Raw genomic sequence first — 26002 nt, forward strand, 5'->3', positions numbered from 1 at the left:
ATGGGATCATGTACACTATAATCCACATCATAACACTACCGGGGAAAAATAGCTTTTGGAGACTGATCGGCTATCTTGTGTTAACCCTGCTGCTGGTTTCCTGTGAAAGTTTCCTGGAGACCGGGGCTCCCAAAACCCAGTTGAGTAGCGAAAATGTATATCAAGACGATGAAGCAGCTACCGCAGTAGTGCGGGGTATTTACAGTGAAATGATGCGTGGCCAGGAATTTTTAAGTGGGGGGCATAGCAGTATTCCCCTGCTTTGCGGACTCTCCGGAGATGTTTTTGAGAACCGTTCCACGGCATTGGACCGCATTACATTTTATGAAAATGAATTGCAAACGACCAATGCCATGGTCCTGAGTGCCTTCTGGCAGCCGGCTTACCAGTATATCTATAGTGCCAATGCCGTTTTGGAAGGGGTGTCCGATACTGCGGCACTTAGCCCGGACACCTGCAAGCAATTGGAAGGAGAAGCCTTGTTCATAAGGGCATTAAGTCACTTTTACCTGGTCAATCTTTTTGGGGACATTCCCTTGGCTTTAACTACCGATTACCAGGAAAATACCGCTTTGGAGCGTAGCCCTGTCTCCCGGGTCTACCAGCAGATCATTGCAGACCTGAAAGGCGCGACGGAACGCCTTACCGCTACGGACACCTATGGGGAACGGATACGTCCCAACAAATGGGCAGCGGCAGCTTTATTGGCCAGGGTATACCTGTATACCGAAGATTGGCCGGCAGCCGAGGCCACTGCCACATCCGTGATCGACCAGGCTTCCCTGTACCAATTGGAACCTGATTTGGATAAGGTTTTTACAAGTGACAGCCCGGAAACGATCTGGCAGCTCAAACCCGTATCCCCCGGGAGAAATACCTGGGCTGCGGTGACCTACATTCCCCAGGGGGATACCGCTCCGGCCTGGGTATACCTTTCCCCATCGTTAATGTCGGCTTTCGAAACCGGGGATTTAAGGAAAACAAGTTGGACCGGTGCTGTTACGGTCAACGGCAAAACATTTTACTATCCTTTAAAGTACAAGGTATACGAGGCTAACCAGCCACTCACGGAATATAATGTCATATTACGTTTGGCTGAACAGTACCTGATCCGTGCAGAGGCCAGGGCCATGCAGAACAATATAGCCCCGGCCATAGCTGACTTGAATGCTCTCAGAGAACGAGCGGGCCTATCCGCTTTAGCGGCATCCCTGTCACAAGCGCAAGCCCTGGAAGCTATTAGGGATGAACGCCGGGCAGAACTCTTTGCCGAAGGAGGACATCGCTGGCTGGACCTCAAACGCACAGGGAGAGCGGATCATACACTGGGCCTACTAAAACCGGGATGGCAGCCTACAGATGTGCTTTACCCCATTCCCGATCTGGAAATACAAACCAATCCCAATCTCACCCAAAACGAAGGCTACTAAGAAAGCATTTAAATTTTGAAGTTTATGAAATTCAATATACAAAACATGCTATCAGGAGTACTATTCCTGTGTACACTCATTACAACTCCCGCGCAGGAACACCGGGAGCTTAGCCTTTCTGTAGGGGACCCTGCCCCAGCGATCGATCAACTACAGTGGGTAAAGGGGAGGCCTGTGACCGGGTTTAAAAAAGGACAGATTTACGTAGTAGAACTGACCTCAGTGGCTTGCCCGTTTTGCCGGGAGAGCATGCCATACCTGAAGGAATTGGTCCAAAAATACGAGAAGAAAATAAAGCTATTAGCCATTTACCTGGAAAAGAAAAAAGCTTTCCGGGGAAGTTCCCCGGAATATCCCCGAAAAGTTAAGGATTATGTGACCGTACTGAATAATCCGTATCCGGTCGCTGTAGATGACAGTACAGGAACCGTGTACCGGGCCTGGATGAAGCCGGCCGGACTTATGGGGGTACCACAAGCCCTGGTCGTTGGTCAGGATGGCCGTATTACCTGGATAGGCCATCCCATGGAATTGGCCCCCGTTATTGCTCAATTGACCTCGGGCACTTTTGCCCCTGAAGTAGAATACTGCCGACAAACCCGGGCCCTGCAAAAGTTAAAACAGGTAATGCATTTACAGGAAGCAGGGAAATGGAACCGGGCTTATAAAGTATTGGACCAGTTGATAAGCGAATATCCGGAAAAACGATATTTTCTGTATCCCCGCAAATATGAGACCCTGTTAAAAGACAACCCGGAAAAGGCGTACCGGTTTATCGGCAGGTTTTTAAAGGAAAAACAAGGGTACAGTACCTGGAAGGGCATGGCGGAGACCCTGCTGTTTTATAGTTATAAAAACACTTTAACAGCCCCGCATTATGACCAGCTGATTACCCTGGCTCAAAAGGCTATAGCGCAGACCACGGATAAATTGCATAAGGTACAAAACCTGCGGATGCAGGCCTATGCGTATGCGCAAAAGGAAGATTATGCTAAAGCCGTGGAAATACAACAGGAAGTCATCCGTATCCAGGCTTCCAGGGCCCCCCGGGATGTTTTTGGAGAAGGAACAGCATACGATCGAAAAAAATTGGAGCAGTACCGGGAATTTATAAAATAACAGACACTAAAATATTGGAACCGATGAAAATTTCAAGACCTATTATCATTGTTTTGATCCTGGTTGCCTTTAAAGGAAATGCCCAGGACCCCGTACAGTGGTCTTTTGATACCGCATCCATCACATTGGAAGAGGTCTCTTTAAACTTCAGTGCTGATATCGAGCCGGGTTGGAAGCTTTATGCCCCCTCCGAAGATGGCGACGCCCCGGTAACACCCTTATCCATAACCCTAAACACATCACCGGATTATAAAGTCATGGAGGAACTGGAGGAACAAACCACCCCCGTTCAGGCTTTTGACCCTTTTTTCGGAATGGAAATTTCGTGGTATGAAGGTACTGCCCGGTTGTCGCAAAAAATAAAACTTCGGCATCCCCGGGCTACCATTTCCGGGAAAGTGGTCTATATGGCCTGTAATGACAGGATGTGTCTTCCTCCCCGGACAGAAGTCTTTACTTTAAATGTTCGTAACGCTAATTGGGAGAAGAAAAAGAATTAGCCCCCGGTTTTACTATTTGGGCTTAAAAGGATGTGTCCTTCTAATGACCAAAATATTCGGGGTTCAGGTCATAGATAACCAGGGAATGGCCATAGAGAGCCACCAGTTTGTGCGCAAAAACTTTGAATGATTTGGCCTTTTTGTCCTGGTATACGGGAAGGTAAAAGCTGAACCGATACTTTCCGTCGGTTAAATCATAGACATCAATAACGGTCATTTTTTCAAATGATTCCCGGTCTTCATTTTTGGCCCTGAGTTTGGAATGGACAAACAGCCAGTTGTTATCGAGGGCACTTTTGGCATTAACCACCAGGGGAGGGGCGGCCAGGGTCACGGTATTTTCCGATGGTACCCGGGTCACTTTTATTTGGGCTGATGTAATGGTATCAATGGTATGGCCCCGGTATAACAAATGAAGGGAGGTATCGGTAACCATAAACTGGTTTCTGTAATGATACAGGTATACAAGTCGTTGTGTTTGCTGGTCATAATGAAGCATCCCATCCGTACAGAATAACCCGTCCACCTGCTTTTCCAGCAGTCCGGGGATAAAAGTCGTGTCGATGGGATGAGTGCTCAACTTCCCCAGGATGTACTCTCTTTCTGGGGTTACAGACCGGATAGCAAAGGTCCGGGAAGTGAGGGGAGTGATCTTTGTAAAATAGGTGTTTCCGGTATAATCAGCCCTTGCTGACCAGTTTAACGTTTTCCCTTTATATATGACGGGAACTGTACCATCGGTGATGTAAAAGTACGGAGGGTTTACCGTGACTTTAGCCTGTCGTATCGGAATGGAATCTGTTTCATCCAGGTGTAAACGAATATGTGAAGTATCTTTGGATGTCATGTTCATTTTTAAAAGATGGAGGGGAGCGGTGGTGTTTCCCAGGTATATGTTATGGTGATCCATCCCTGCGATGTAATACGAATTGTATTTAATATCCCTGGGGTGAAGATGCTCGATAACATGAGGAGGGAAGAGACGAACAAAACTACCAGGTTGCCGGTTTTGTTGATGCGAATAATGATAAAGGGCTCCAATAACGCCAATACTGAGCAACGCTGTAAATAAAAGTAACCTAAAGGATTTGTCCAGTTTCATATTGGTAATAAATGTACACGTAGAAATAAAAGGACCGGGACCTCACTCCCGGTCCTTAATACAAAAACGATCAGTTCGCGGGCCGGAATAAGGGCTCAGCACAGGGCTGGGCTGTCTCGGGTTTCCAGGCATCGCGAGTAGTTCCGTTGAAACTTACCGTACACTGTATCCCTTCAGTAAGACTGGGATTACAGTCCTGTTCCACGGTTTGATCCGGCACACAATTATTGGTAAGTGGGTGCCGTGCATCGGCATTTACCGGGGGAGCGAGCGTTATGGAAGCAAAAACACCCCCAACGGCTAAGATAAAAGCTCCTACGGTCATCATCAATTTTGATTTTCTCATGACATCAATATTTAAAGGTTATACCTACTCTTTTTAACAGGTTTTCGGTTTCCCCTGACATCACTGCGCAGTAATTTTATAGTGCTACGAATTCTTTGGGTTTTTCTTGCTTTCCATTAGTGGATGGATAGGATCTTATGGCGATAATGGCCAGCAAGACCATTACGATATTAAAGATCAGGTGTTCGGTCCATCCCATTTTTTCCAATATGCCACCGCAGCTACAGGGTACATAGGAACTGAAGTGGAGTATAGCATAAATGTAGGAGGAAAACATCACCATCAGGCTAAATGTGAGGTATAGTGCCAACAAACGAAACCTGGGGATGGCCAACATCACAGCAATCAGGACCTCCAGTGAAGGAACGAACCAGGCGATCTCTGCTGCCCATGTGGTGAACATGGGGGATTGGCCGAGTTGTATACGAAACTGCTGGTAATCCAGGAGTTTGCTTAGTGCGGCATAGGTAAACAAGATGATAAACCACCGAAAAATGAGCCTGACAGCAATCCGGCTATGTTTTTTATACCATTTCATACCGTTTGCAATCATTTGATTTTAAACGATATAAAGTTCCGAAATAATTTTTGCTACTTCTGGAAATCTACTTGTCGGATCGGGATTATTTTTTTAGCGAAAAGCCTTACGTGAAATCCCGGGAATACAATCAGGCATTCCCGGGCCCTTTATTAAAAAAATGCTTTTTCCACTGTTTGGGGGAGTACCCGAATTTTTTTTTAAATGCCCTGGAGAAATTGGGGTAATCCTTGAACCCCGTCATTTTCGCAACCTTGGTCAGGGAAATACCGGAATGTTCGACCAATAGCCGTGCCTTTTTAAACCTTTCACTGTACTGGAACTGGAAAATGGTTTTGTGAAAGACCTGTTTGAACTCTTTTTTCAGTTTGTACTCATTGGTCCCGAAATCACGGGCGAGTTCTTTCGCGGAAGGCAGCGGTTTTTCCAGGTTGTTGAGGATATGGTCGTATACTTTTTGAAGAAGCTGTATATCGGGGTCCCCCTGAAAAGGGACCGGTCGGGAATATTTTCCGGTAGTATCTTCAAGGGTATTATCGAGCAGATCCTCCTGGAGAACGGTTTCGGTGGAAGTAATAAGAATCCCCGATTGTTTTCCGTCGGTGTCATTAAGCCGGGAGATGGTACAAAATGCCGGGACCAAAAACTGTTGCCGGGTAGCGAATACCAGTTGCACGGCATACTGTTGCAGCCGGCTTAATTTGTCTTTGACCACTTCCCACACCTTTTGGGATTCTTCGGAGAGCAAGTCTTTAAAAGGGGTGTTCCCGAATGCTTTTGCCTCGTAACGGAGAATATCGGGCACCGGGGCATTAAACTTCCGGATATGGTAGCGGTGGTCCAGTACAAAACTCATCTGCACCAGGTGGCGATAGGAATCATGCGGGTTAATATAACTGTAATGGCTAAAAGTCTCCCGCATCTCTTCAACGGTCATGTTGACTCCCATAATCAGGGCTTCCAGGCTATCGTGGCAGCCGGTCCTCTTAATCTTATAGGAAAAATTTCCCCGGGACATGGCCACCAGCATCCGGAATATACTTCGGATTCTCTTTTGATCTATATCTTCCATGGGGTCATGAATATTTGCTTAAGAGACATAAGATTTCAGAAATTTTATGGCCTGGTCTTCCTCGGTAAAAAGGCGGGTAGGGGCATGGGGTTGATGGATTTCCAGGAAGAAGGGAACAAGCCCGATACTTACAGGCGGCGGGACTAAAAATCCGACCGCTTTGGTCAGGAGATAACCGCGTTTGCCCATATAGTCCCTTCCGGCCTTGTCGGCTTCCACAATGCCACGAACATCATAAAGAATGGGATATGCTACCTTGTGCTGGAATTTTACACGATCTGCAACGGTCTTTTGTGCAGCGTATAAATCTATTGTGGTATTGGGCTTATACACATAGAAAAGTATACCGTTATGAATCCAGAAAGTAGCATATTCATTTTCGACATAGTTTTCAGAGATATACATTTTACCGGGGTAATTTGAGATTAAAGTACTAAAAAAAGGAAATAACATCCGTAACTTTAACATATACAGTGTTTTGAATGTTAAAATTTTAATATTTATGGTCCAAAACTTGTTGTTTTTGAAAGTGTTTTTGTCGGATAGGGATTTTAACGAATACAGGGAAGGACGGCATCGACAATTTTTAGTAAATTCGGTTTGAATAACTACCCCATGGACCCGATCCCGGTTCGTTTTGCCTGAGAATAAGGACGACGTACTCCCGGTTGCCCCAGGAATAATGCTATGTATGCTGAAATGGCCCCGGTTTACTGCCCTGTACTTAACCGCCATATTCCCCCTGTATTTAATGCATATACCCCAGGATATGGTTTTTAAATCCATACTGACCGACTTTAACCGTGAATTGCAACATGTATTACCCGTAAAACCCGATGATATAAAACAAATTCACCGGGGCATACATCTTTCCCGCAAAACCCTGTACCGCTTACGGGACAGGATGAAGGAAAACACCTTAGGTAGCGAAGCCGCCGAAATCCGTTTTTTTAAGGAAGTTAAGGTCATCCCCCTGAGCTGGATGATCTACTTTACGGAAGCAGGTTCTCTGGAGCTTCGAAAGCCACGGGCGGATGCCGGACTTCAAACAAAGTTCTTCAAAAAACAGCTGCATAAGGCCGAGAAGTTTTTTAGAAAACACCGGGATTTTATTTTCTATATGGAACAGGGATATACCCACCTGGACCGCCAGTATTTTACAAGAAACACAAAGCTGTATTTTCCATTTCCGTTCCAGGGCGATCGCGACCCGGATTTTTCCACATCCCACGATTTATTATGGGCCCGTATCCTGGCCATGAACCGTTTTGTCGATTACCTGAAGAAAACATTGCATCAAAATTCCCCCGGGGCAAAAACAGACATGAAGGACGCCGGAACCGGGAAACTGGTATGGACCTTACCGAAAACGGCAGCAGTAGAATTGCTGTATGCCCTGTACCACAGCGGGGCCTTTAATCATGGTAACGTTGAACTTAAAGATGTGGTTCATGTTTTTGAAAAATACCTGCATACCGACCTGGGAAATTTCTACACTACCTTTTCCGAGATCCGTGCCCGGAAAATAGACCGTACAAAATACATGGATTTGTTTACACAAAACCTGCTGCGAAAAATAGAAGAGGGGGATTTGTAGAATCCATTTTTAAATGATAAAGCGTATAAGTGTAAAATAAAAGGTAGCAATGCTTCTTCCGAGTGATAACCGGAAGTTATAAAGTAATCTAAGGAGTATAGATTATAAGTATTAACTTTTGATATTTAAGAGTATTTTATTACAAATAAACCACGTAAATTTGCTCGTCTTTTTTAGATATTCCCCCTAACCCAAGTTTAATATTTATAATTAATTTAAAATTACCAAACATGAGAAAACCTCTTTTGTTAGGGCTTTTTTTTGTGCTATTTAGCCCCCTGACTACATTTTCACAATCCACAGACCGGGGATGTGAAGAAATTCTGATTCATGTAGAGTCCTACCTCAACAGTACCGGTATTACCCCGGAAAAATCCAAAGTAATTTTTGATCAGGTCAAATCCTGCGCTATAAACGGAGACCCGGAGACTGCCTGTCTTATGGGAATTCTCTATAAAGACGGGATTGGCTGTACCCTGGATTTTGATAAGGCCAGGGAATGGTTTTCCTATGCCCATGTTTTGGGGAGTGAGAAAGCGGCCTATAGTTTAGGTTACCTGTATTTGAAAGGGATGGGGAGTATTGATCAGGATTATTACCAGGCTATCCAATGGTTTGAAAAAAGTAATTACGGAATGGCCAGGCATTGGCTTGCCAAGTGTTATTATTATGGTTTGGGTGTTACTAAGAATAAAGAAAAGGCTATGACATTATTGCGGGACAATCCTATATATAATAGCCAAACATTACTGACACAATGGGAAGCACATGACCGAAGTGATGAGAACCAGGATGTAGTCGGGAAGGAGATCCCGAATCAAATTCTTGCAAAAAGCACCCAGGACCTTGCTAACAATAAAACAGAATCGAATTTACCTTCAGATTCATTTAGCGGAGAATGGCAGGGAAATTTGTATGAAATGGACTGGTCCGGGAAAAAAATCCTCAAAACTCGCCCAGCCAAACTTGAATTTTCGGCTTCAAACCACAGTAATTTACCGGACAATACAACAATATCCATAGCAGGTGAAAAAGTGCAAAGTCCTGTTTTTTGGCATGGTCAGTCCTTTACACTACCAGATGCCCATATTTCCTTAACACAGGATTTTGCTGATCATCCTGCTGAAAAAGAACTCAACTTTGAAATCATTTCTCTTTCGCTGGAAAAAAAGACTATAAGCGGTAGTACCTATCTGGTAGCCCAAATAGAAACGTGGGTCTCCAACTGGTCTGAACCCGGTCCTCCCTTAATTATGGTACTTCACAAAAATAACCTGCCTGAAGAAGATGTTTCCAATCTATTAGAAGAGCCGGGTAATGCCACTTTCACAGTATATCCCAACCCCTTTATCCGAGACATTTTAATACAATACGAACTGGAAGAACCTTCCCCGGTTGAAGTTTCCCTGTATGATTATTACGGAAAATTGAGATCTGCAGCTTTTGCGGAAAAAAATCAGCAAACAGGCAAACATACCCTAACCATCCCTGGACATACCCTTACCCCTGGGATTTATATCATTCAGGTTCAAATTGCCGGCAAAAAATATTCAAAACAGGTATTAAAGAAATAATCGCTACCAATAATGAAGAAAAGTTACACTTTTATAATCACGCTCTTTTTTTATGCGTTAAGCACCCCTCTTTTAGCACAATATAAACAATATGAAGAAGTACAGTTTGAAGAAGCTTCCGGATCAGGGGAATTGAAAGCCACTGCCACCGCAGTAGAAGAACCCTTTAACCACACTATTCGATTTACGGGACTGGGAGATTTGATAGCCCTGGACAATGCCATAAGGGCAGCTCATGAGAAAGCGGTCAAAGAGTGGCTCTCCAAGCAGGAAGGCAATCTGGAAAAAGCCATTGAAAGTACCTTAAATAAAAATTTTAATGGTTTCCGGGATGCGCAAAAACACATGTTCAAGGCCTATGAGGAAAGAACGATGCGTACCAAATATAGAGCTGCGGATTTGGCTGCAGGTTATCACAAAAAATCCACGAATGAGATTCGGTCCAGAGATACTTACACGGCTGAACTGTTATTGCTAAAACAACGAAAGGCAGAAATTAACAGTGGCAAAATCAATCAATCAAGCATTGGTTATTTTAAGGTACAAGGGATAAAACTTAAAGATATTAAATCTATATCAAAGCACGATGAAATAAGGAAAAAAGCGGTATCAGATTTCGGAAAGCACCACTTTGAAAGTAATAAAAACTCCAATATTGAAAAAGGGCTTATGAAAGTAGGATGGGACACCGGCATTTTAGTGGATAAGCTTGTCCAGGATCGTGTTTCCCATTATAACAGCCGCTCCCTACAGGATAAAATAGGCCTTATGACGGCTTATCTGATCTCCTATAATACGGAAAACAGCCTTCAATACCCATCTGCTCTTACCAGGTATCAAATCCCTAACTATGGGACAAAGTCATATATGCTTCAGGTGGGAAATAAGAATGCTCCTGAAACCCCGGTTTCAATTAAAGCATTTGATCCCGAATATGTACTGGAAATGTTAAACCTGGCGGCAGGCGGCTTTATCCCAAACGTAAGACCGGAACAGATGGCTAAAATGATGGAAGATCATAGAGAAAATGAAATAAAAAAAGCCATGGGAACCCCGCCTTCCAGTGCTGCTGCGACCCTGGCTGAATTGGCTGAATTTGATGCCTACCTCCAATCCGACAATTTTGATCCTTTAAATTCTCCCTGGCTGAAACGGGCCAGAGAATATGCCAAAAAGATTCATGAATTAAAAGATAAAGTTCCTGATTATATAGAAAAGGAAATGGTGGAGGCCATTGACAAGTCTTTTGTTTTTGCCTTAAAAAAAACCGCTATGTATATGAATTCCAAAGCCAATATTACCTCTGAAAAAGATAAACAAAGCCAGTTTAAAAACAATGGCAAAAATGGGGTGGCCATATTATTATATGAATTTGTAACAGGTACAGGAAAAGATAGTAGAGACTTCCCTTTTGATTACAACATGACACAACAGATGTTGGCAGGACAGGTACCAACGGATATTAAGAATGATTTTTTTAGGCAACTGTCAAAAAAGGGACTTACATTGGAGGAATTTATTAAACAGGGAAATGCGATTTCAGGAGGATATGCCTTTAGCCCCGATCATACTTCGGTACAAGACTCCTTTAACAAGCACATTAATGCGAATTGGGTACAATTTTTTATTGGTGGGGCCAGTGTAAAATATAGCCCCAGTAGTGAAAAAGGATGGATAAATGTTGAAATGAAAAATGCTACCAGCAGAAGTTCTTTAATTTTACACATGGCAGAAAATTATAACAGGACCGGAAATGGTAAAAACCGACCACTTTCCACAATAAGGCAAACTTTCAAGTTTAAACTTAAAGTAAAGTAGAAAAAATCAAAAATGAAGTCGTTAATGATACACTTACGCACTCAAATTAGTTTTAATACCGGATCATAATAACAAAAATACCGCAATACTATATTTTTATTTTTAATTGACTTAACAATAATGAACAAGCAGATTTTAAATACCATCGGTAAAATGAAAAACCACAAGCCAAAATATTATATCCTTCGAATAAGTATTTTTACCATTCTTTTTATTGGAGGACTGACTAATTGTTCTCGAATTATTCCATGTAATTTGAGTGCCGGACTGGAACCGATGAAACAGAAGCCGGCGCCGGATTTTTTGATAGGACATTATGTGCCGGATGCTAAAACTACAGAAATGATAGAGGGATTCAAAAATGGTTCTTTGAATATAAAGCCTGATGGTTCTTTTGAAATGAAAAATATTCCGGTTGGCGTATTTGATTTTGATGCCTATTATGCAGGTAAAACAGACGGCGTAGAAGCTAAAGGCAACTGGAAAGCTATTGAACATGAAATGTCTACTTATCTGTCAGCCGACCTCAATTTTAATAAAAACCAGACGGATCTCGAAGGATATATAGTTTCCTGGCAAATCTTTTCTAAAGATGATAGAGCGGTTATTTTAATTCCAGTAGGTGACCCGGACGAATGTATGTCCGTTAGGCTCATAAAAGAATAAATAATATCATTTATAACTTACCTACGGTTCTCCGGAATACCAGTTATTGGATTCCGGAGAACTGTAGTATTAATAACCTGTCAGTCCCAAATAGGCTTACACTGGTTTGGTATCCCTATTTCTCATTAATTTTCTCACCAATAAGACTAAGGTCAACTGATCTTATTGTATAAAGAGAAGCAATTTTGTACGTAAAAAGACTGTATATCAACGCGGAATCCCCACAATATTTTATACAAAAAACTTTTCCAAAGGAACGGCAATACATGGATTCGTTTACGGAAAACCTGCTGCGAAAAATAGAAGAGGGGGATATATAAAAAAGATCCAAGTACGGGTCAACTATGGAAATGGGGCATCTCACTGGTTTTAAGGCCATTTTTGCCTGTTTCTCCTTCTTTTTCACCTTCTTTTCACCTGATTTTAAGGTAAAATCGGTCCCAAAAAAATCTTTCCAAGTACGGGCCAACTATGGAAAAAGTTTTCATAAGCCTTTCAAGCTTTGCATAACGAAAGTCAAATCGCAACCTCCCGCTGGCGGGATTAAAAGAGAAAAACAAGCTGCCGGCGGGATTTTTTTAAAAACATTTCGCTATGCCTGCCGATATTATCACTACCGACGATTTAAGGGAATTTAAACGGGAACTCCTGGAGGAGCTCCGGGAACTGCTGCAAAACCACCCGGGGAGAGCCACCAAAAAATGGCTGCGTTCCTCGGAAGTCATGGAACTGCTGCAACTCAGTCCAGGAACCCTGCAAAACCTTCGAATTAACGGCACCTTACCCTATACCAAGATCGGCGGACTGCTTTATTACGATGCCGAGGAAATAGAAAAAGTGATGACCAAAAACCGCATCCACAACAAGTTTTAATGATGAATTATATCCAGCACCTTAATACGGTTTTTAACCGGTTTTATAAAGATGAGAAGCTGCACCCCGGGCATATCAGTTTGTATATGGCCCTGTTCCAGTTTTGGAATGCTTCCCGTTTTGCAAAGACCTTTCCCATTCAGCGTGGTATCGTCATGCCCTGTGCGGCGATCCGTTCCAAATCCTCTTATCATCGCTATTTGAAAGACCTTCATCAGTGGGAATACCTCCGGTATTTTCCTTCCAAAAGCCCACGTGTAGGAAGCCGGGTTGAAATGATTGATTTTTCTGCCGGGACAGTCCCATCAGTGGACCAGACAATCCCACCACCGGACCAGGCTGTCCCACCGGCGAGACAGTGCAGTTCAACTATGGGACAGCAGTGTCCCATAAACGGACAAGACACCATATATACTAAAACTATAAATAATAATATAGCTATAGGGTGGAATAAGAGTCCCATAGCTGAACAAGTAGTCGTGTCCTTTTTTAAGCAAAAAGACCGGCCGGAGACCGAAGCCCAAAAATTTTTCAATCATTATCAATCTACAGGATGGAAGATCGGTGGCCAACCCATTGAAAACTGGCAGGCTGCCGCCCAGAAATGGATGTTAAAGGCTGATGAGATAAAAAAGGCCTTAAAAAGGCCGGTTCAACATGATTATCTGAAAACGGAAAAAGAAAAAAATTATGATCAACCCCTGTAACATCAAAGAAGGTGATGTGGAATATTCCCTGGGAGAATTTGACGGGAAAGAAGCGGTGTACAGTTTTGCCAAAATCTGGATGTATTTAGAAGCCAAGGGCAAACTGCTTTTTGGAAAAAAGTTCAGGCTCTTCGATGAAGACCGGGAACTGATCTTTAAGCTCTGCAATTACTTTATCCGCGAGGAGGACTATTGCAAAAAGTTCGGGATAGACCCGGACAAGGGGATTCTCCTGGTGGGGCCCGTGGGCTCCGGAAAGACCAGCCTGATGAAAATCCTCAAACATATTGTTCCGTACCAACGCCCTTATGAAGTTATCCCCAGCCGGAATATTGTGTTCGGCTTTAATCATGTGGGGTACAGCATCATCGAGAGCTATGGCAATCATGGGTTTTACTGTTTTGACGATCTGGGGATAGAGCCTGTGGGCAGGCATTATGGAAAGGACTGTAATGTGCTTGGAGAAATCCTCCTGTCCCGCCATGAACTGTTAAAAAAGCACAAGGTGAAAACCCATGCCACCACCAACCTGAACGCTTCGGAGTTGGAAGAGCGCTATGGCAACAGGGTGCGTAGCCGGATGAAAGAGTTGTTTAACCTGGTGGCCTTTCCCAAACGCACCCCCGACAAGAGGCGGACAATGTCCGCAGATGAACAAGCGGGCGATGCCCGCAGATAGGCAAAAATGAAATAATTTAATTAGCATTATGCTATGAAGATAGGTTTTTACAATATCGAAAATATCTACCACCGGGATGCTTCCCTGGTGGAACAATCGACAAGCCGATCCCTGAAACTGTGGATCGAGGAATTCGAACGCTATTTATGCAAAGATACCCGAACGGGCCGGGATTACGAGCGGATGCGGGAGCTGTCCTTCTTGCTGGGATTCCAACGGGTAGCCTATGAACCTTATGTGGTAATGCGAAGGCGAAGGGGAACGCTCTATATCCATAAACGGGGCCATACCCTGGATTATAGGGCCAATACCCTGACCGATTGGAACGGCTGGATCAAACTGGGGACTTGTCCCATTCCCGAAAAAGCCATAGCCAACAAGGCCAGGGTGATTAAAGACATCAACCCGGATATTTTGCTCTTTCAGGAAATTGAGAACCGGACAACCCTGGTAGATTTTAATGATTATTACCTTTCCGCTTCGGGAGAGACTGGATATGATGGCTTTACCGTTTTGGAAGGAAACAGCTATCAGGGTTTGGAAATGGCCCTTTTGCATAAACAGAGATACCGGGTCATTTCGGTGAGAAGCCATAACTATGACTGGAATGGCTATCCTTTGTTTGAACGGGATTTCCAGCAATATATTATTGAGACCCCTTTAGGAAAACGTTTATACTGGCTTTCGGTGACACTGCAACAACCCGCCGGGAACGGGAACTGGTGGAAAACCAGGAGGGAAGCACAGGTTTTGCACCTGGCTCGTGTGTATCAGAACCTATGGGAGGAAGACAAGTTGTTTGTCATCGTATCCGGAACTTTTTACGCTCCCTCCTATACCAATGCTTTAACCCCTTTATTCCAGGAGACCAATCTAAAAGATATTACCAAACATCCTTCTTTTCGAGCAGATATGGATAGGGGCAGGGATGGCAGTTATTTCAGGTTAGGTGCTTACCGCCTGGGGGTCAATATCAAACAACAGGACTACCTATTGCTTTCTCCGGCCCTTTTTAAACGGGTAAAAACCTGCGGACTTCACCGAAAAGGGGTGTGGCCGAAAGGAAGAGCACAATGGGAAGTGTATGATACTCTAAAATCGGATATAGAGGCAGCCAGCTGTCACCCCCTGTTATGGTGTACTATCGATTTTTAATCCGTTTATACAAACATCAAAGCATAAAATTCACTTAGTTTGAAAAAAGTGGGGAATAATCCCCTTTTCCTTTGTTATACCTCTGTTTACCTTTACCCCGTGAAAATGGCCCTTAGCGCTGATTGTTATATCATGTATACGATCGGTTAGCAATGCCCTAAACCTGCCGACAGTTTAAACTAACCATTAAAAACTAAAAAAATGAAACACTTATGTAAGAGTAAATGCCTTATGGTATTTTGTATGGTATCCCTGGTTTTGTGGCTGCTATCCTGCCAATCAACGAAGCAAGTCCGATGTGGGACTATGGAGGGATATGAAGAACGCTTAAAGACGGACTCTGCTTTTGCCAAGAACGAAGCTGAACTTGAACGGGCCATTAATGTATACCTGAAAAATATGCAATCCAATGATTTTGCAACATTCAGGTCTGGTAAGGTCGTTATTCCGGTTGTGGTGCACGTGGTGCATAATAATACCACGGAAAATATATCGGATGCACAGATCCAAAGTCAAATCAATGCGTTAAATGAGGATTACAGAAGGCTTAATGCCGATGTCTCATCTGTTCCGACAGGATTCCAGTCAGTGGTGGCGGATGCGAGGATAGAATTCAAATTGGCCGAACGCGATCCGGATTGTAATCCAACCAATGGAATTACACGTACCAGTACATCGGTTACTTCATTTTCTGCTAACCCTTTAGCGGCAACACCAACAGCACGTAACCCTGTTAAATTTGCCTCTTCCGGCGGAGTGGATGGCTGGCCAAGCGATCAATATTTAAATATATGGGTATGCGATCTTGCAGGAGGTTTGCTGGGTTATGCTTCTTTTCCGGCTGATCTTGTCACAAGACCGGATGAAGACGGTGTTGTTGCAGATTATGCATATTTTGGCAATACCGGTACGGCAACTTCTCCTTTTGATCTGGGAAGAACGACAACACACGAAATAGGCCATTGGCTTAATCTTCGCCATATCTGGGGAGATGACCAGGATTTGCCTGATACTTGTTCTGGTACAGATTATGTAGCGGATACGCCAAACCAGGGTATTTATAATTTTGGTTGTCCAACACATCCTCAAAATACATGCGGCAGTGATGACATGTTTATGAACTACATGGACTATGTAGATGATGCTTGTATGGTTATGTTTTCCAATGGCCAAAGCGACCGGATGGATGCAGTGTTATATACAACGAGGTCCAGTATCGTAAGTTCTCAGGGAGATGTACCTCCGCCGTCTGTTACAGAAGACTTGTATTCAAGGGATATGATGGATGATGTGGGAGACGAACCCAATACCACATCTTCGCATATGTATAGGACCGACGATATATGGGTACGTCATTCCAACGATGGTATTACCAATCAGGAGCATCAAAATCCGGTTGGCGGTGCCACCAATTTCGTTTATGTGCGGGTACGGAACCGGGGTTGTGGTACGGCAAGCAGTGGTAATGTGAGGTTATATTGGGCAAAAGCTTCATCCGGACTTAGCTGGCCGGCTCCCTGGGATGGTAGTGTAATATCACCGGCACTTATGGGTGATGTTATCGGGATGGAGCCTACCGGGGCCGTCGCCGCATCCGATTATGTTATCCTCGAGTATTCATGGAATACACCCAACCCCGCTGATTATAGCAGTTTTGGGGCTGATAGAACACACTTTTGTCTGCTTTCGCGGATTGAAACTTCGCCCACAGCTCCTTTTGGAATGACCTTCCCTGAAACTTCCAACCTGGGGCAGAATGTCCGGAACAATAATAATATTGTCTGGAAAAATGTGTCTGTAACCGAACCTGAGGCGGGAGGAAGATTTGCTGCAACCATCATTGCAAATTACACTAAAGAACCGGGTAAATACAAAATTGTATTTAAAGAAGCCAAGAATAAACCGTCATTATTTGAACTTGGTAAGGTGACAGCAGTTTTGAACGAACGTCTTATGAAAATATGGGTAGAAGGCGGCATGAAAGGTGAAGGCATAGAACCGGGTGAAAGAAATGAGATCATACTCCTTAGAGATGGCGCAACTTTAGAAAATATAAATCTGCGCCCTATGCAATTGGGTGTCCTTTCTGTGAGATTTGAAATCAACCCGCAACAATTGCCATACGCACGTAATATTTTTGAACTGGATGTCATTCAGCACGATACTGATAATAATATGTTTGTTGGTGCCCAAACATTTAAAGTTAAAACTGAAAATTAAAAAATAATTAAGTTATTGTTATAGGTGTCAGATAGTTATTAACTTTATGACACCTATAATTATTTAAGATATTATGGTTTTAAGGAGTTTTATTGTTATATCGGTATTATTACTGCTAAGGTACGGAAATGCCCAGCATATCGAAAAAGATCAATTACTGGGGGTATGGTATCATGCTGTTGAAGAACAAACGGATGATAGCATTTCCATTTTTCGTCCGGAAGGCTATGAATTGCCCAGGGCCAGGGGCAGGGAAAAAATGATGTTCAACCCGGATAACAGTTATATTTATTATCAAATTGCCCCGGCAGACGGATACCTGGAGTTAAAAGGTGATTTTAAACTGGATAAAGAAAATAACGAACTTGATATTAGCTATATAAAAGATCAAAAAAAACATAAGAAAAAATATAAGATTGTTCAGTTAAACACGGATATATTAAGGCTAAAATTGATAGACACTTTCAGAAATAAGTAGTTTAGCGAACCCAACAACAGCATTACCTGATACTCTTCCCGTCATTTTTTAGAAGGGTTAAGACTTGTGGATTAAACTGCCAAAGGGATGTGGAAAGAACTGATTACAATGGGCGGTGTATGATACGGTAAAATCGGATATAGAGGCAGCCAGCCGTCATCCCCTGTTATGGTATACTATCGATTTTTAGTCTGTTTATACATATATCGGATAAACCATTGGAGGTCTTCCCAAAGTATATGCATAAGTTGAGCAAACGCTTCCCAGGTTTTAATGTAGAGTGATTTCATCATTTATGTTTTATAGGATTAAGAATCTCTGAACTATAAGCATTATCCATTATAAATAGAACTTCTCCCGGATTGGAAATAAACCCGACCTCTAAAAGTACCGACGGACAAAATGGAATAGTTTCCCGAAGCACCTGGAAATTTGCAAATTTCACACCCCGGTTTTCCCTTTTAAACTTCTTTTCAAAAGCGGTCACTAAATCCAAAGCAAGAGCAATGGATTTCCGGGTATTTTCCGAGTATAGAATTTGGGGATAGGCTACAAAGGCTTTGACGCCATGAGCATTGGAATTGGAGGACCAGTTGCAGTGAATGGATAAAAATAGATCAGCCCTTAAAGCTCTGGCCAACCTCGCCCTATCCTGTAAGGAAATCAGGGTATCCGAATACCGGGTCAGGTAAACCTCCAGGTTTTTATCTTTTGACTCCTGTGCCACTCGGGCTACTTCCAAGGCTATTTGAAGGGTGATGTCCTTTTCCCAAATACCACCTATGCCTATGGCCCCGGGATCTGTTCCGCCATGCCCCGGGTCGATCACCACAATCTTTGAATCCCCTTCGAGGGGTTCCTGGGGATATCCTTTCCCGAAGGGGCATAATAACCCCAAGTATAATAACATCAGTATCCGTTGCATATTGACAAAAATTGATTATGCAAAATGCAAGGGAATCCATGGAAACCTTAAAATGACTTAAAAATTAACGCAGTGAAACGTTAAAAATTAATGCTTTATAAGCAATCCCTCTCACCCTTTAAGAATTTCACATCAGAAACTTTTTAAAACCGATTTCTGATGAAAAAATTACACTTGTTTTCCACAATGATGCTACTGCCCTTTACGGCTTTGGCCCAGATCGGCGGTATAGAGGACTCCGTGAATAACATATCGGATACCATCCGGTCTGTATTTCCCCTGATCCTGGGAGTGATCTTTTTGGTAGGCTTCCTGTTTAATGCCGGACATTTCTTTGGTGAAAATGCCGACCTGAAAAAAGGGATTACCCGGGTGCTGGTCTTTGTCCTGATTGCCGGAGCAGTAGTCGGGATTTTTACCTATCTGATAAGTCTGACCGTATAACTGGTGGTGCCAGCAGGTATTCATTAAATATCCCATAACAATGAAAAAGTTCACTCCCTACAAAGCGATCCGCAGGCGGGCCATGATTATGGGTTTGCCCATCGGGTATTTTGCCATACAGATGATCTCGGTCATTGCCTCCTTACTGGTCATCATTTTCTCCTTTAACCTGGGGATCATTGTTGCCCTTTTGGTGGCCAATTTCTGCCTGTTTGTAATCCTGACCAAGTTGACCCGGACCCCCGGGCTTTTACGGTTCCGGAAGGTGTTTCCGGATATGATCTCCAATAAATTAAACAGCCACCTGGATTATGGCCCATAATGGGCAATTGGCAAGTAAAAACTTACGAGAACCAGCTTGAATAAAAAAATTCTAATGCCTTGTAAAATTTTATACAGATGAAAGTAAACCTTACCGATTTCCATCCGATAGCTGCGATTCAGGGCCACAGCGTATTTGCTTCCAATGGCAATGTAGTACTGGCCTATAGAATAAACCTCCCTGAGATCTATTCCCTTTCAGAAAAGGATTTCGATGATCTACATGGAGCGTGGTTTCAGGCCTTCAAGGGATTGCCTGCGGGAACGGTGGTACATAAACAGGACCTGTACCAAAAGACCGCTTTCGCCGCGACTGGTTTGCCAAACACCACCTTTTTGGAAAAAGCCACGTATAACTATTTCAAAGGCAGACAGTACATGGCCCATACCTCTTATTTGTTTTTCTGTTGGCCGAAGAACAAAGCTTTTAATAAAAGCGGTTATGCCAATCCTTTCAAAAAACTTCCGAAGAACATAGTGCCCGCCATGGATATGGCATTGGATGAATTTAAGGGGGCGGTACGGGATGCGGTGAACTTTATCAACAATAGCAAAAAACTGTATCTCACCCCACTCAACCCGGAACAGATAGAGGAGGCCACCGCCCAATTTTTCAATGGTTATCAGGAGGATATACATACCGATATGGTGTTGGATAGGGCTTGCCCTGAGCCGGGTCGAAGGGACGGTGTACAGATAGGGAACCACTTTGTTGACGTACTGGCAGTAAACAATGAACGGTGTTTCGGGGAAAGCCTGCAAAGTTGTAAGGTCAACGATAAATTTACTTCCGATGATTTTACCTTCCATCAGGGTTTTATAGATGGGCTTGGGCTCCATCTGAACGAAAACCACATGGTGAACCAAGTCCTGTATTTGGATGATAAACACCGGTGGCGCAAACTATTAGAAAAGCGGGTAGAAGAGCTAAAGAAAAGTTCCAATTTCGGAACACAGAACAAGGTGGTGCTGGAAAAGATACAAGATATACTCCGGCAGATCAACCATGACGAGAGCAGCCGGGTGATTCGTGGTCACTTAAATGTGATTTTCTGGTGCCCGGAAGCCGGACAGCTAAATACTATTGCCTCCAAAATAAAAGCGGAGTTTAAGGAGCTGGATATGATTCCGTATGCCCCAAGAGGGGAAGCCCGGAAACATTATATCCTGAACAGTTATTTCGGGTATAGCGCCAACTTCTCCGACGAGGATTTATATGTAACCGACTTAAAGCATGCCCTGTGCCTGCTGCTTAATAATACCAACTATAAGACTGACGACACTGGCGTCATCTTTAATGACCGGCAGCATAATATCCCGGTATTAAAAGACGTCTGGGATGAGGCAAAAAGGAGAATAAAAGCCCGGAACTTTGCTATTTTTGCTCCTACGGGCGAAGGCAAATCTTTCCTGGCCAATAACATCCTAAGGCAATATTTTGAACAGGGGGTACGGTTGGTCATCATAGACCTGGGCGGCTCCTATACCAAGTTTGCCAAACTCTACCCGGATGATCATGCCATACTGCGATATGAGCAGGGAAAAACCCTTGGTATCAACCCCTTTTACATAAGCCGGTTAAATGACCTTAGCCCGGAGCGATTAGAGGACCTGTCTACCTTTCTTTTGGAACTCAGCGCTTCGGGACTAAAGGTCACCAAAGGGCAGGAGGTGGCCATGAAAAAGGTACTGAAACACTATTATCAACATACTTCCGGACCGTATTCCCTGGAGGACTTTTACCGGTTTGTAGAAAAGAGACAGGATACATTGCTTACCCATTTGCACTTGCAAGAGGGATACTTCGACATTACCCATTTCCTGCACATCATGTCCGAGTATGTAGGGGAGGGTTTGTACAGTTTTCTTTTCGAGACCAGTCAGGACCAAACCTATAAGATTGAGGATAAACGGCTTATCATTTTTGAACTGGATGAAGTCCGGGACAATAAGGAGATCCTGTCGGTGATGCTAAAACTCATTAAGTCCGCGATCCAACGAACCGTATGGCAGAACCGCTCTGAAAAAGGGATTATTCTCTTTGATGAGTTTGCCAAGCAATTGAAGTTTGACAACGTGCTGGAGAGTGTCGAGTTTTATTACCAGGCCATCCGCAAACAGAACGGGGCTATCGGGATTATCCTGCAATCCATCAATCAATTACCCGAAAACAGCACTTCGGCCAGCATCCTGGAAAACACTCAGGTGATTTATAGCCTCAGAAATGAAAAGGGGTATGAGGATTTAAAAAGGCGGTTAAGCCTCTCTGCTCATGACCTGAACCAGCTTCGCTCCATGCGCAACAACTTTATCGGGGAGCGGAAGTATACCGAACTCTTCCTGAAGATCGGGAAGGAAAGCAATGTATTCCGTTTGGAAGTCCCCCCGGAAGTATTTGCGGCCTACCTCACCGACGGCAAAGAAAACGAGGCCATAATGGCCATTTGGAAAAAGACCGGAAATATGGAGACTGCGATCCGGGAATATGTCAACACACCATAAAAACCAAGAAATGATGAGAAAGCTAATATGTATTTCCATTTTTATTTTGCTTGTCTGTGCCACTGGCACTGCTACGGCCCAGGGGTGGCCGGTGTATGATAATACCAATTTTATCAGTCTGGGAAAACAATTGATCGAATCCGCCAAACAGACTTCTCAACTCCTGAAAACCGTGGAGTTTTTAAAACAGCAAAAAGAACGGATAGAAAAGGTCAATAACGTACTGAAACAGCTCAAAGCTGCCCGGGAAATCGTGGCCAACAATCAACGACTGTTTGATATGGTCCGGGGCGATCTCAGGGAGATTCTGAACTCCCCCTATATCCGGCCGGAAGAGGTCCGGCACGTTTCCGATGCCTTTAATAAAATTATCGACAGGTCCCTGGAAGACCTGGAATTCATGGAACAGCTCCTGACCAGTAATTTTTTGGAGATGACCGATGCCGAGCGCCTGGAAATCTTACAGCAGCAGAAGGAAGATAGTAGGGAAATGATTATGGAGATCGGGGTCAAAAAACGCCGCTACGAGATGGTGATCGATTTCCGTGAGATGCAAGACCGGATCAATAACCGGGAGGAGAGTTATTAACCCCCTAAGCGCCCCCTAAGTGCCCGCTAAGCGGGATTTGGCAAGGGGTTGGCAAAAGAACAAAAAGATGAACCAGGAAAAAGGATGACAGGAATGATACTTTTAGGAATTGGACTGGAATATGTAGACGCTATTTATCAGACGATACAGGACAGTGATTTTTCGCAGTATACCATTGTGGGAATGAAAACCCTGGCCGTCCTCTTTTTTCTGATCAACCTCCTGAAGAAGTACAATGAAGGTGCGGTAGAGCAGGGCGGGTATACCTGGGGGTTAAGCCCCAATGAACTCATCAAGAATTTTGCAGTGGTTCTGGTGGTGATTTTCTCCACACAGGTGCTGGGCTTTTTTGATGGGGTATTGGTCGCTATTGAAAACCAGTACCGCAATACCGCCCCGGCGCTGTTGCCTTTGCAATTCCAGGATTTCCCTATTGAAGAAGACATCGGCGCCATTGAAGCCACGAAAAAAGCGTTGACCGTGCTCTATGAATTTTTGACTTCCCCGTTTTACGGGATGCAATTGGTCTCCTTTGCCCTTGGCGTGTTTCTGTGGATCATCGATATTTTTATTTATCCCTTGTTCCTGGCCGAACGTTTCTTTCTATTGGGCATTATGAAAGCTTTCTTTCCCCTGGTCATCAGTATGGCTGTATTTGAGAAGTTCCGGGAGATGGCCTATCATTTTTTTAAGCTGTATGCCGCGGTATATATGATGGCCCCGGCCTTTTTCCTGGTCAATGTATTTATCAACCTGTTCTATACGGAACTCAACACCAACTTCTGGGAGAACCTTTTCGGGACGGATATAGGGAGCCATTATTTCGCATCCATCATACAACTGGGCTCATTGGGCTTTATCATCTTTTTAAAATTCAAGCTCTACCGCAGGGCTGTGTCTTTTACCATTCGCCTCTTCACCGGCGGGTAGCACCCGCAGGCAAACAACCAAGTAGGGCCTGGAAACGAATAAATAAAATTAAAAGTAACCGTTATATGAAAACACCGTATAAAAACATAGCCCGGGTATTAAAAAACAACCGTTTTGTGGTCATTACCGTGACTGTGATGGCCTTTACCACAACTGCGATCTGTTCCTGGTTTACCTATTCCATATACCAAAAAGCATTAAACAGTGCTTTCGTGGTAAGCACGAAAGGAGATATAATCCCCTTGACGCTGGTATCACAACTGGAGAACCTAAAGATAGAAGCCAAGACCCATCTGAAAAATTTTCATCACTATTTTTATGGTTTATCTCCTACCGATTATAAACAACAACTGGAAAATGCTTTATGGCTGGGAGACAGCTCGGTAGACAATGTATATCGCCAGAAAAAAGCAGATGGCGTATATAACCGTTTATTGCAGTATGCCCTGGTACAGAAGGTTGTCAGCGTACAATCCGATGTAGATGTGTCCCAGGAGCCATATCCCTTTAAGGTCAGGACCGTATTTGAAATTAACCGGGGGTCGATCACCGACACTTATGAATTGATAACTACCGGGCAACTGATAACCACCGCCCGGAACTTTCCGAAAAACCCGCATGGGCTTTTGATTACCCATTTTTTTGAAAACAGTTTAAAGAAGATGCCCCATGAAGATCGATAAGAAGAAAATCCTGTTTGCCGCAATTATAGGAGCTATCGTTCTGCTTATGATAGGTTATGGCGTATTTGTATTAGGAGTGGATACGAAAACAGACCAGGCACTGGAGCAGACAACAGTCCCGGAACTTGGAGAAACCGAAGAGCAATACGAAGACCGCCTGGAAGCCGTGGACCAGTTGAAAGAGAAAAAGAAATCCGATGCCCCGAACATTTATGACGAAAGCCTGTTGGATTCTACCGGGCTTTACGATCCGGATCTGGAAGAAAAACAAAAGGAACGTATGGTGGACAGTATCTATAACCGGGGAAGGATAGATTATATGGCCAGGGGATACCGCAAGCGTAAGAGTACGGAATCAAAAGATACGACTGCTACCCTCAAAAAAAGGGACATGGACGCCCTGGATAAAAGCCAGCAGGATTTTTTTAAGGTAGGGAAGGAGTTTTGGGAAGCAGCTACACCCAAAACGTATACCCAACCGGTGATCCATGCGGTGGTACACGATGCACAAACTGTAAAGACCAACAGCAGACTGGAACTCCGCCTTACCGGGGAGGCGATCATTAACGATAGGAAAATCCCCAAAAACACTTTGGTCTATGGCTTTGTAAAGCTAAAAGAAAACCGGGTGATGATAAACATCACCAATATCAACCATCAACCCGTACACCTGAAAGCCTATGACCTCCAGGATGGCAATGAGGGGATCTATATCGAAAACAGTATTCGCGCAGAACTCACGCGGCAAATGACCGATGATATGATCCAGGATATCAATATAGCCGGTGTTCCCCAGGTACGGGGATTAAAGAATGTCTTTCGCCGGGATAACCGCAAAGTAAAAAATACGATTTACAATCACTACCAACTCATTTTAAAACCCGTACAGCAATGAAACCTATATACTTTCTTTTCAGTTTGTGTTTGATGCATTGGCCTTTGATGGGACAAATACAGGAACTGGACACGATATATGCCAATGACCATACGACCATATCCCTTTTCTTTCCGGAGCCCGTAAGACAGGGGATACCAGGGGCAGATCATTTTGTGTTTACCTATAATAAGGAAAACCCACAATATCTGGGGCTGCTTAAAGCTGTGCCTGGGCTGGACAGTAACCTCTTAGTTATAACCACAGATGGTCAGGTATATAGTTATATTCTGAAGTACCATAAGGATTTGCCACAACTCAATTATTTTATAGGTAAAGAAAAAAGTATAGGGCATGAAAAAGGGATGTCTTTTACAGAAAAAAAGCCACAGAAAAAGGAAGAGAGGACGGTAAAAATAACCCCCTACCATATGAATGCCATCAAAAAAGTATCGGAGTACATGGTCAGGCAGGACCAGCGTATGGCCCGCAAAAACAGGAAAGGGGTAAAACTCATTTTAAAAGATATACAATACCGGTGGCAGGAAGTCTATATTTCCTTTACCATTGAAAACAAATCGGGGATTGATTACGAAGTAGATTACTTCAGGGTCTATGTGGAAAACGGGAACAGGAAGAAAAATGCCTCTTACCAGAAGATCCTTCAGGAGCCGATCTATTCCCATGAGTTTCCGGAAAAAGTAAAGAACAACCAACAAAAGAGTTTTGTGATGGTGTTTCCGAAGTTTACGTTGGGTAAGCAGGAAAAGTTAATGATGGAATTAGGGGAAAGGAATGGGCACCGGATTATAAAACTAAAAAGATGAGAAATGATAATGTTCTTCAAAGAGTTTTGTCTT

27 protein-coding genes and 1 pseudogene are annotated in these 26002 nt (G+C 43.6%); 22 read left to right on the plus strand and 6 right to left on the minus strand.

What is annotated here, in order from left to right; translation table 11 throughout:
- Positions 1–8: 8 nt before the first annotated feature.
- Genes LS482_RS17155 through LS482_RS17165 form a run of 3 tightly spaced genes read left to right on the plus strand, consistent with a single transcriptional unit; the run spans position 9 to position 3049 of the window.
- Positions 9–1430 (plus strand): RagB/SusD family nutrient uptake outer membrane protein, encoded by a 1422-nt coding sequence (locus LS482_RS17155; protein WP_233028737.1) that lies wholly within the window; start codon positions 9–11, stop codon positions 1428–1430.
- Between the two features lie 24 nt (positions 1431–1454).
- Complete coding sequence (locus LS482_RS17160) at positions 1455–2549, plus strand: TlpA disulfide reductase family protein (protein ID WP_233028738.1); 1095 nt, start codon at positions 1455–1457, stop codon at positions 2547–2549.
- A 23-nt stretch (positions 2550–2572) separates the two neighbouring features.
- A complete protein-coding gene (locus LS482_RS17165) occupies positions 2573–3049 on the plus strand; it encodes a protein-disulfide reductase DsbD domain-containing protein (protein ID WP_233028739.1) in 477 nt (158 codons plus the stop codon).
- A gap of 40 nt (positions 3050–3089) precedes the next feature.
- Here LS482_RS17165 and LS482_RS17170 read toward each other — a convergent pair whose 3' ends face one another.
- From LS482_RS17170 to LS482_RS17190, 5 genes are all read right to left on the minus strand, one after another.
- Positions 3090–4151, minus strand: coding sequence for a hypothetical protein (locus tag LS482_RS17170; RefSeq protein ID WP_233028740.1), 1062 nt, complete (start codon positions 4149–4151; stop codon positions 3090–3092).
- A gap of 70 nt (positions 4152–4221) precedes the next feature.
- Complete coding sequence (locus LS482_RS17175) at positions 4222–4497, minus strand: DUF6520 family protein (protein WP_233028741.1); 276 nt, start codon at positions 4495–4497, stop codon at positions 4222–4224.
- A 76-nt stretch (positions 4498–4573) separates the two neighbouring features.
- Positions 4574–5035 carry a MauE/DoxX family redox-associated membrane protein gene (locus tag LS482_RS17180; protein WP_233028742.1) on the minus strand — a complete coding sequence of 154 codons (462 nt, stop codon included), beginning with the start codon at positions 5033–5035 and terminating at the stop codon, positions 4574–4576.
- Between the two features lie 130 nt (positions 5036–5165).
- Positions 5166–6107 carry a helix-turn-helix domain-containing protein gene (locus tag LS482_RS17185; protein ID WP_233028743.1) on the minus strand — a complete coding sequence of 314 codons (942 nt, stop codon included), beginning with the start codon at positions 6105–6107 and terminating at the stop codon, positions 5166–5168.
- An 18-nt stretch (positions 6108–6125) separates the two neighbouring features.
- On the minus strand, positions 6126–6512 hold the full coding sequence (locus tag LS482_RS17190; RefSeq protein ID WP_233028744.1) for a DUF7793 family protein: 387 nt from the start codon (positions 6510–6512) through the stop codon (positions 6126–6128).
- 286 nt (positions 6513–6798) lie between these two features.
- Between LS482_RS17190 and LS482_RS17195 the strand changes: the two genes are divergently transcribed.
- The 11 genes and pseudogenes from LS482_RS17195 (at position 6799) to LS482_RS17240 (ending at position 17874) form a co-directional block, all read left to right on the plus strand.
- The gene (locus LS482_RS17195; RefSeq protein ID WP_233028745.1) at positions 6799–7704 is read left to right on the plus strand and encodes an RteC domain-containing protein; all 906 of its coding nucleotides are present in this window, start codon (positions 6799–6801) and stop codon (positions 7702–7704) included.
- Positions 7705–8144: 440 nt separating this feature from the next.
- A pseudogene (locus tag LS482_RS21810) lies at positions 8145–8207 on the plus strand (hypothetical protein); the annotation flags it as partial.
- Positions 8208–8225: 18 nt separating this feature from the next.
- Positions 8226–9278: a T9SS type A sorting domain-containing protein gene (locus tag LS482_RS17200; RefSeq protein ID WP_233028746.1), complete on the plus strand. Its 1053-nt coding sequence runs from the start codon at positions 8226–8228 to the stop codon at positions 9276–9278.
- A gap of 201 nt (positions 9279–9479) precedes the next feature.
- Positions 9480–11096 carry a hypothetical protein gene (locus tag LS482_RS17205; protein WP_233028747.1) on the plus strand — a complete coding sequence of 539 codons (1617 nt, stop codon included), beginning with the start codon at positions 9480–9482 and terminating at the stop codon, positions 11094–11096.
- A gap of 120 nt (positions 11097–11216) precedes the next feature.
- Positions 11217–11762 carry a hypothetical protein gene (locus LS482_RS17210; protein WP_233028748.1) on the plus strand — a complete coding sequence of 182 codons (546 nt, stop codon included), beginning with the start codon at positions 11217–11219 and terminating at the stop codon, positions 11760–11762.
- A 594-nt stretch (positions 11763–12356) separates the two neighbouring features.
- The gene (locus LS482_RS17215; RefSeq protein ID WP_233028749.1) at positions 12357–12635 is read left to right on the plus strand and encodes a helix-turn-helix domain-containing protein; all 279 of its coding nucleotides are present in this window, start codon (positions 12357–12359) and stop codon (positions 12633–12635) included.
- Positions 12635–13342 (plus strand): hypothetical protein, encoded by a 708-nt coding sequence (locus tag LS482_RS17220; RefSeq protein WP_233028750.1) that lies wholly within the window; start codon positions 12635–12637, stop codon positions 13340–13342. The genes LS482_RS17215 and LS482_RS17220 overlap by 1 nt, the downstream gene beginning before the upstream one ends.
- A complete protein-coding gene (locus tag LS482_RS17225; protein ID WP_233028751.1) occupies positions 13326–14021 on the plus strand; it encodes a P-loop NTPase family protein in 696 nt (231 codons plus the stop codon). Before LS482_RS17220 ends, LS482_RS17225 begins: the two co-directional genes overlap by 17 nt.
- Before the next feature lie 33 nt (positions 14022–14054).
- Positions 14055–15176: an exonuclease/endonuclease/phosphatase family protein gene (locus tag LS482_RS17230; RefSeq protein WP_233028752.1), complete on the plus strand. Its 1122-nt coding sequence runs from the start codon at positions 14055–14057 to the stop codon at positions 15174–15176.
- A gap of 306 nt (positions 15177–15482) precedes the next feature.
- Positions 15483–17396 (plus strand): zinc metalloprotease, encoded by a 1914-nt coding sequence (locus tag LS482_RS17235; protein WP_233028753.1) that lies wholly within the window; start codon positions 15483–15485, stop codon positions 17394–17396.
- Positions 17397–17469: 73 nt separating this feature from the next.
- Entirely contained in the window at positions 17470–17874 is a 405-nt protein-coding gene (locus LS482_RS17240) for a hypothetical protein (protein WP_233028754.1), read from the plus strand.
- A 289-nt stretch (positions 17875–18163) separates the two neighbouring features.
- Here LS482_RS17240 and LS482_RS17245 read toward each other — a convergent pair whose 3' ends face one another.
- Complete coding sequence (locus LS482_RS17245) at positions 18164–18799, minus strand: N-acetylmuramoyl-L-alanine amidase family protein (RefSeq protein ID WP_233028755.1); 636 nt, start codon at positions 18797–18799, stop codon at positions 18164–18166.
- Between the two features lie 159 nt (positions 18800–18958).
- Between LS482_RS17245 and LS482_RS17250 the strand changes: the two genes are divergently transcribed.
- The 8 genes from LS482_RS17250 to LS482_RS17285 all read left to right on the plus strand — a co-directional run bounded on the left by LS482_RS17250 (position 18959) and on the right by LS482_RS17285 (position 25969).
- Positions 18959–19243, plus strand: coding sequence for a hypothetical protein (locus LS482_RS17250; RefSeq protein ID WP_233028756.1), 285 nt, complete (start codon positions 18959–18961; stop codon positions 19241–19243).
- 40 nt (positions 19244–19283) lie between these two features.
- Complete coding sequence (locus LS482_RS17255; protein ID WP_233028757.1) at positions 19284–19565, plus strand: VirB3 family type IV secretion system protein; 282 nt, start codon at positions 19284–19286, stop codon at positions 19563–19565.
- Positions 19566–19642: 77 nt separating this feature from the next.
- Positions 19643–22066 carry a TraG family conjugative transposon ATPase gene (locus tag LS482_RS17260; RefSeq protein ID WP_233028758.1) on the plus strand — a complete coding sequence of 808 codons (2424 nt, stop codon included), beginning with the start codon at positions 19643–19645 and terminating at the stop codon, positions 22064–22066.
- 10 nt (positions 22067–22076) lie between these two features.
- Positions 22077–22655 carry a conjugal transfer protein gene (locus tag LS482_RS17265; protein ID WP_233028759.1) on the plus strand — a complete coding sequence of 193 codons (579 nt, stop codon included), beginning with the start codon at positions 22077–22079 and terminating at the stop codon, positions 22653–22655.
- Between the two features lie 84 nt (positions 22656–22739).
- The gene (locus tag LS482_RS17270) at positions 22740–23585 is read left to right on the plus strand and encodes a hypothetical protein (RefSeq protein WP_233028760.1); all 846 of its coding nucleotides are present in this window, start codon (positions 22740–22742) and stop codon (positions 23583–23585) included.
- 65 nt (positions 23586–23650) lie between these two features.
- Positions 23651–24268, plus strand: a complete 618-nt coding sequence (locus LS482_RS17275; protein ID WP_233028761.1) for a conjugal transfer protein TraK — start codon at positions 23651–23653, stop codon at positions 24266–24268.
- Positions 24255–25163, plus strand: a complete 909-nt coding sequence (gene traM, locus LS482_RS17280) for a conjugative transposon protein TraM (RefSeq protein ID WP_233028762.1) — start codon at positions 24255–24257, stop codon at positions 25161–25163. The genes LS482_RS17275 and traM overlap by 14 nt, the downstream gene beginning before the upstream one ends.
- Positions 25160–25969, plus strand: a complete 810-nt coding sequence (locus tag LS482_RS17285; RefSeq protein ID WP_233028763.1) for a DUF4138 domain-containing protein — start codon at positions 25160–25162, stop codon at positions 25967–25969. Before traM ends, LS482_RS17285 begins: the two co-directional genes overlap by 4 nt.
- The last annotated feature ends 33 nt before the right edge of the window (positions 25970–26002 follow it).

It is taken from the genome of Sinomicrobium kalidii, assembly GCF_021183825.1.
Taxonomy (GTDB): domain Bacteria; phylum Bacteroidota; class Bacteroidia; order Flavobacteriales; family Flavobacteriaceae; genus Sinomicrobium; species Sinomicrobium kalidii.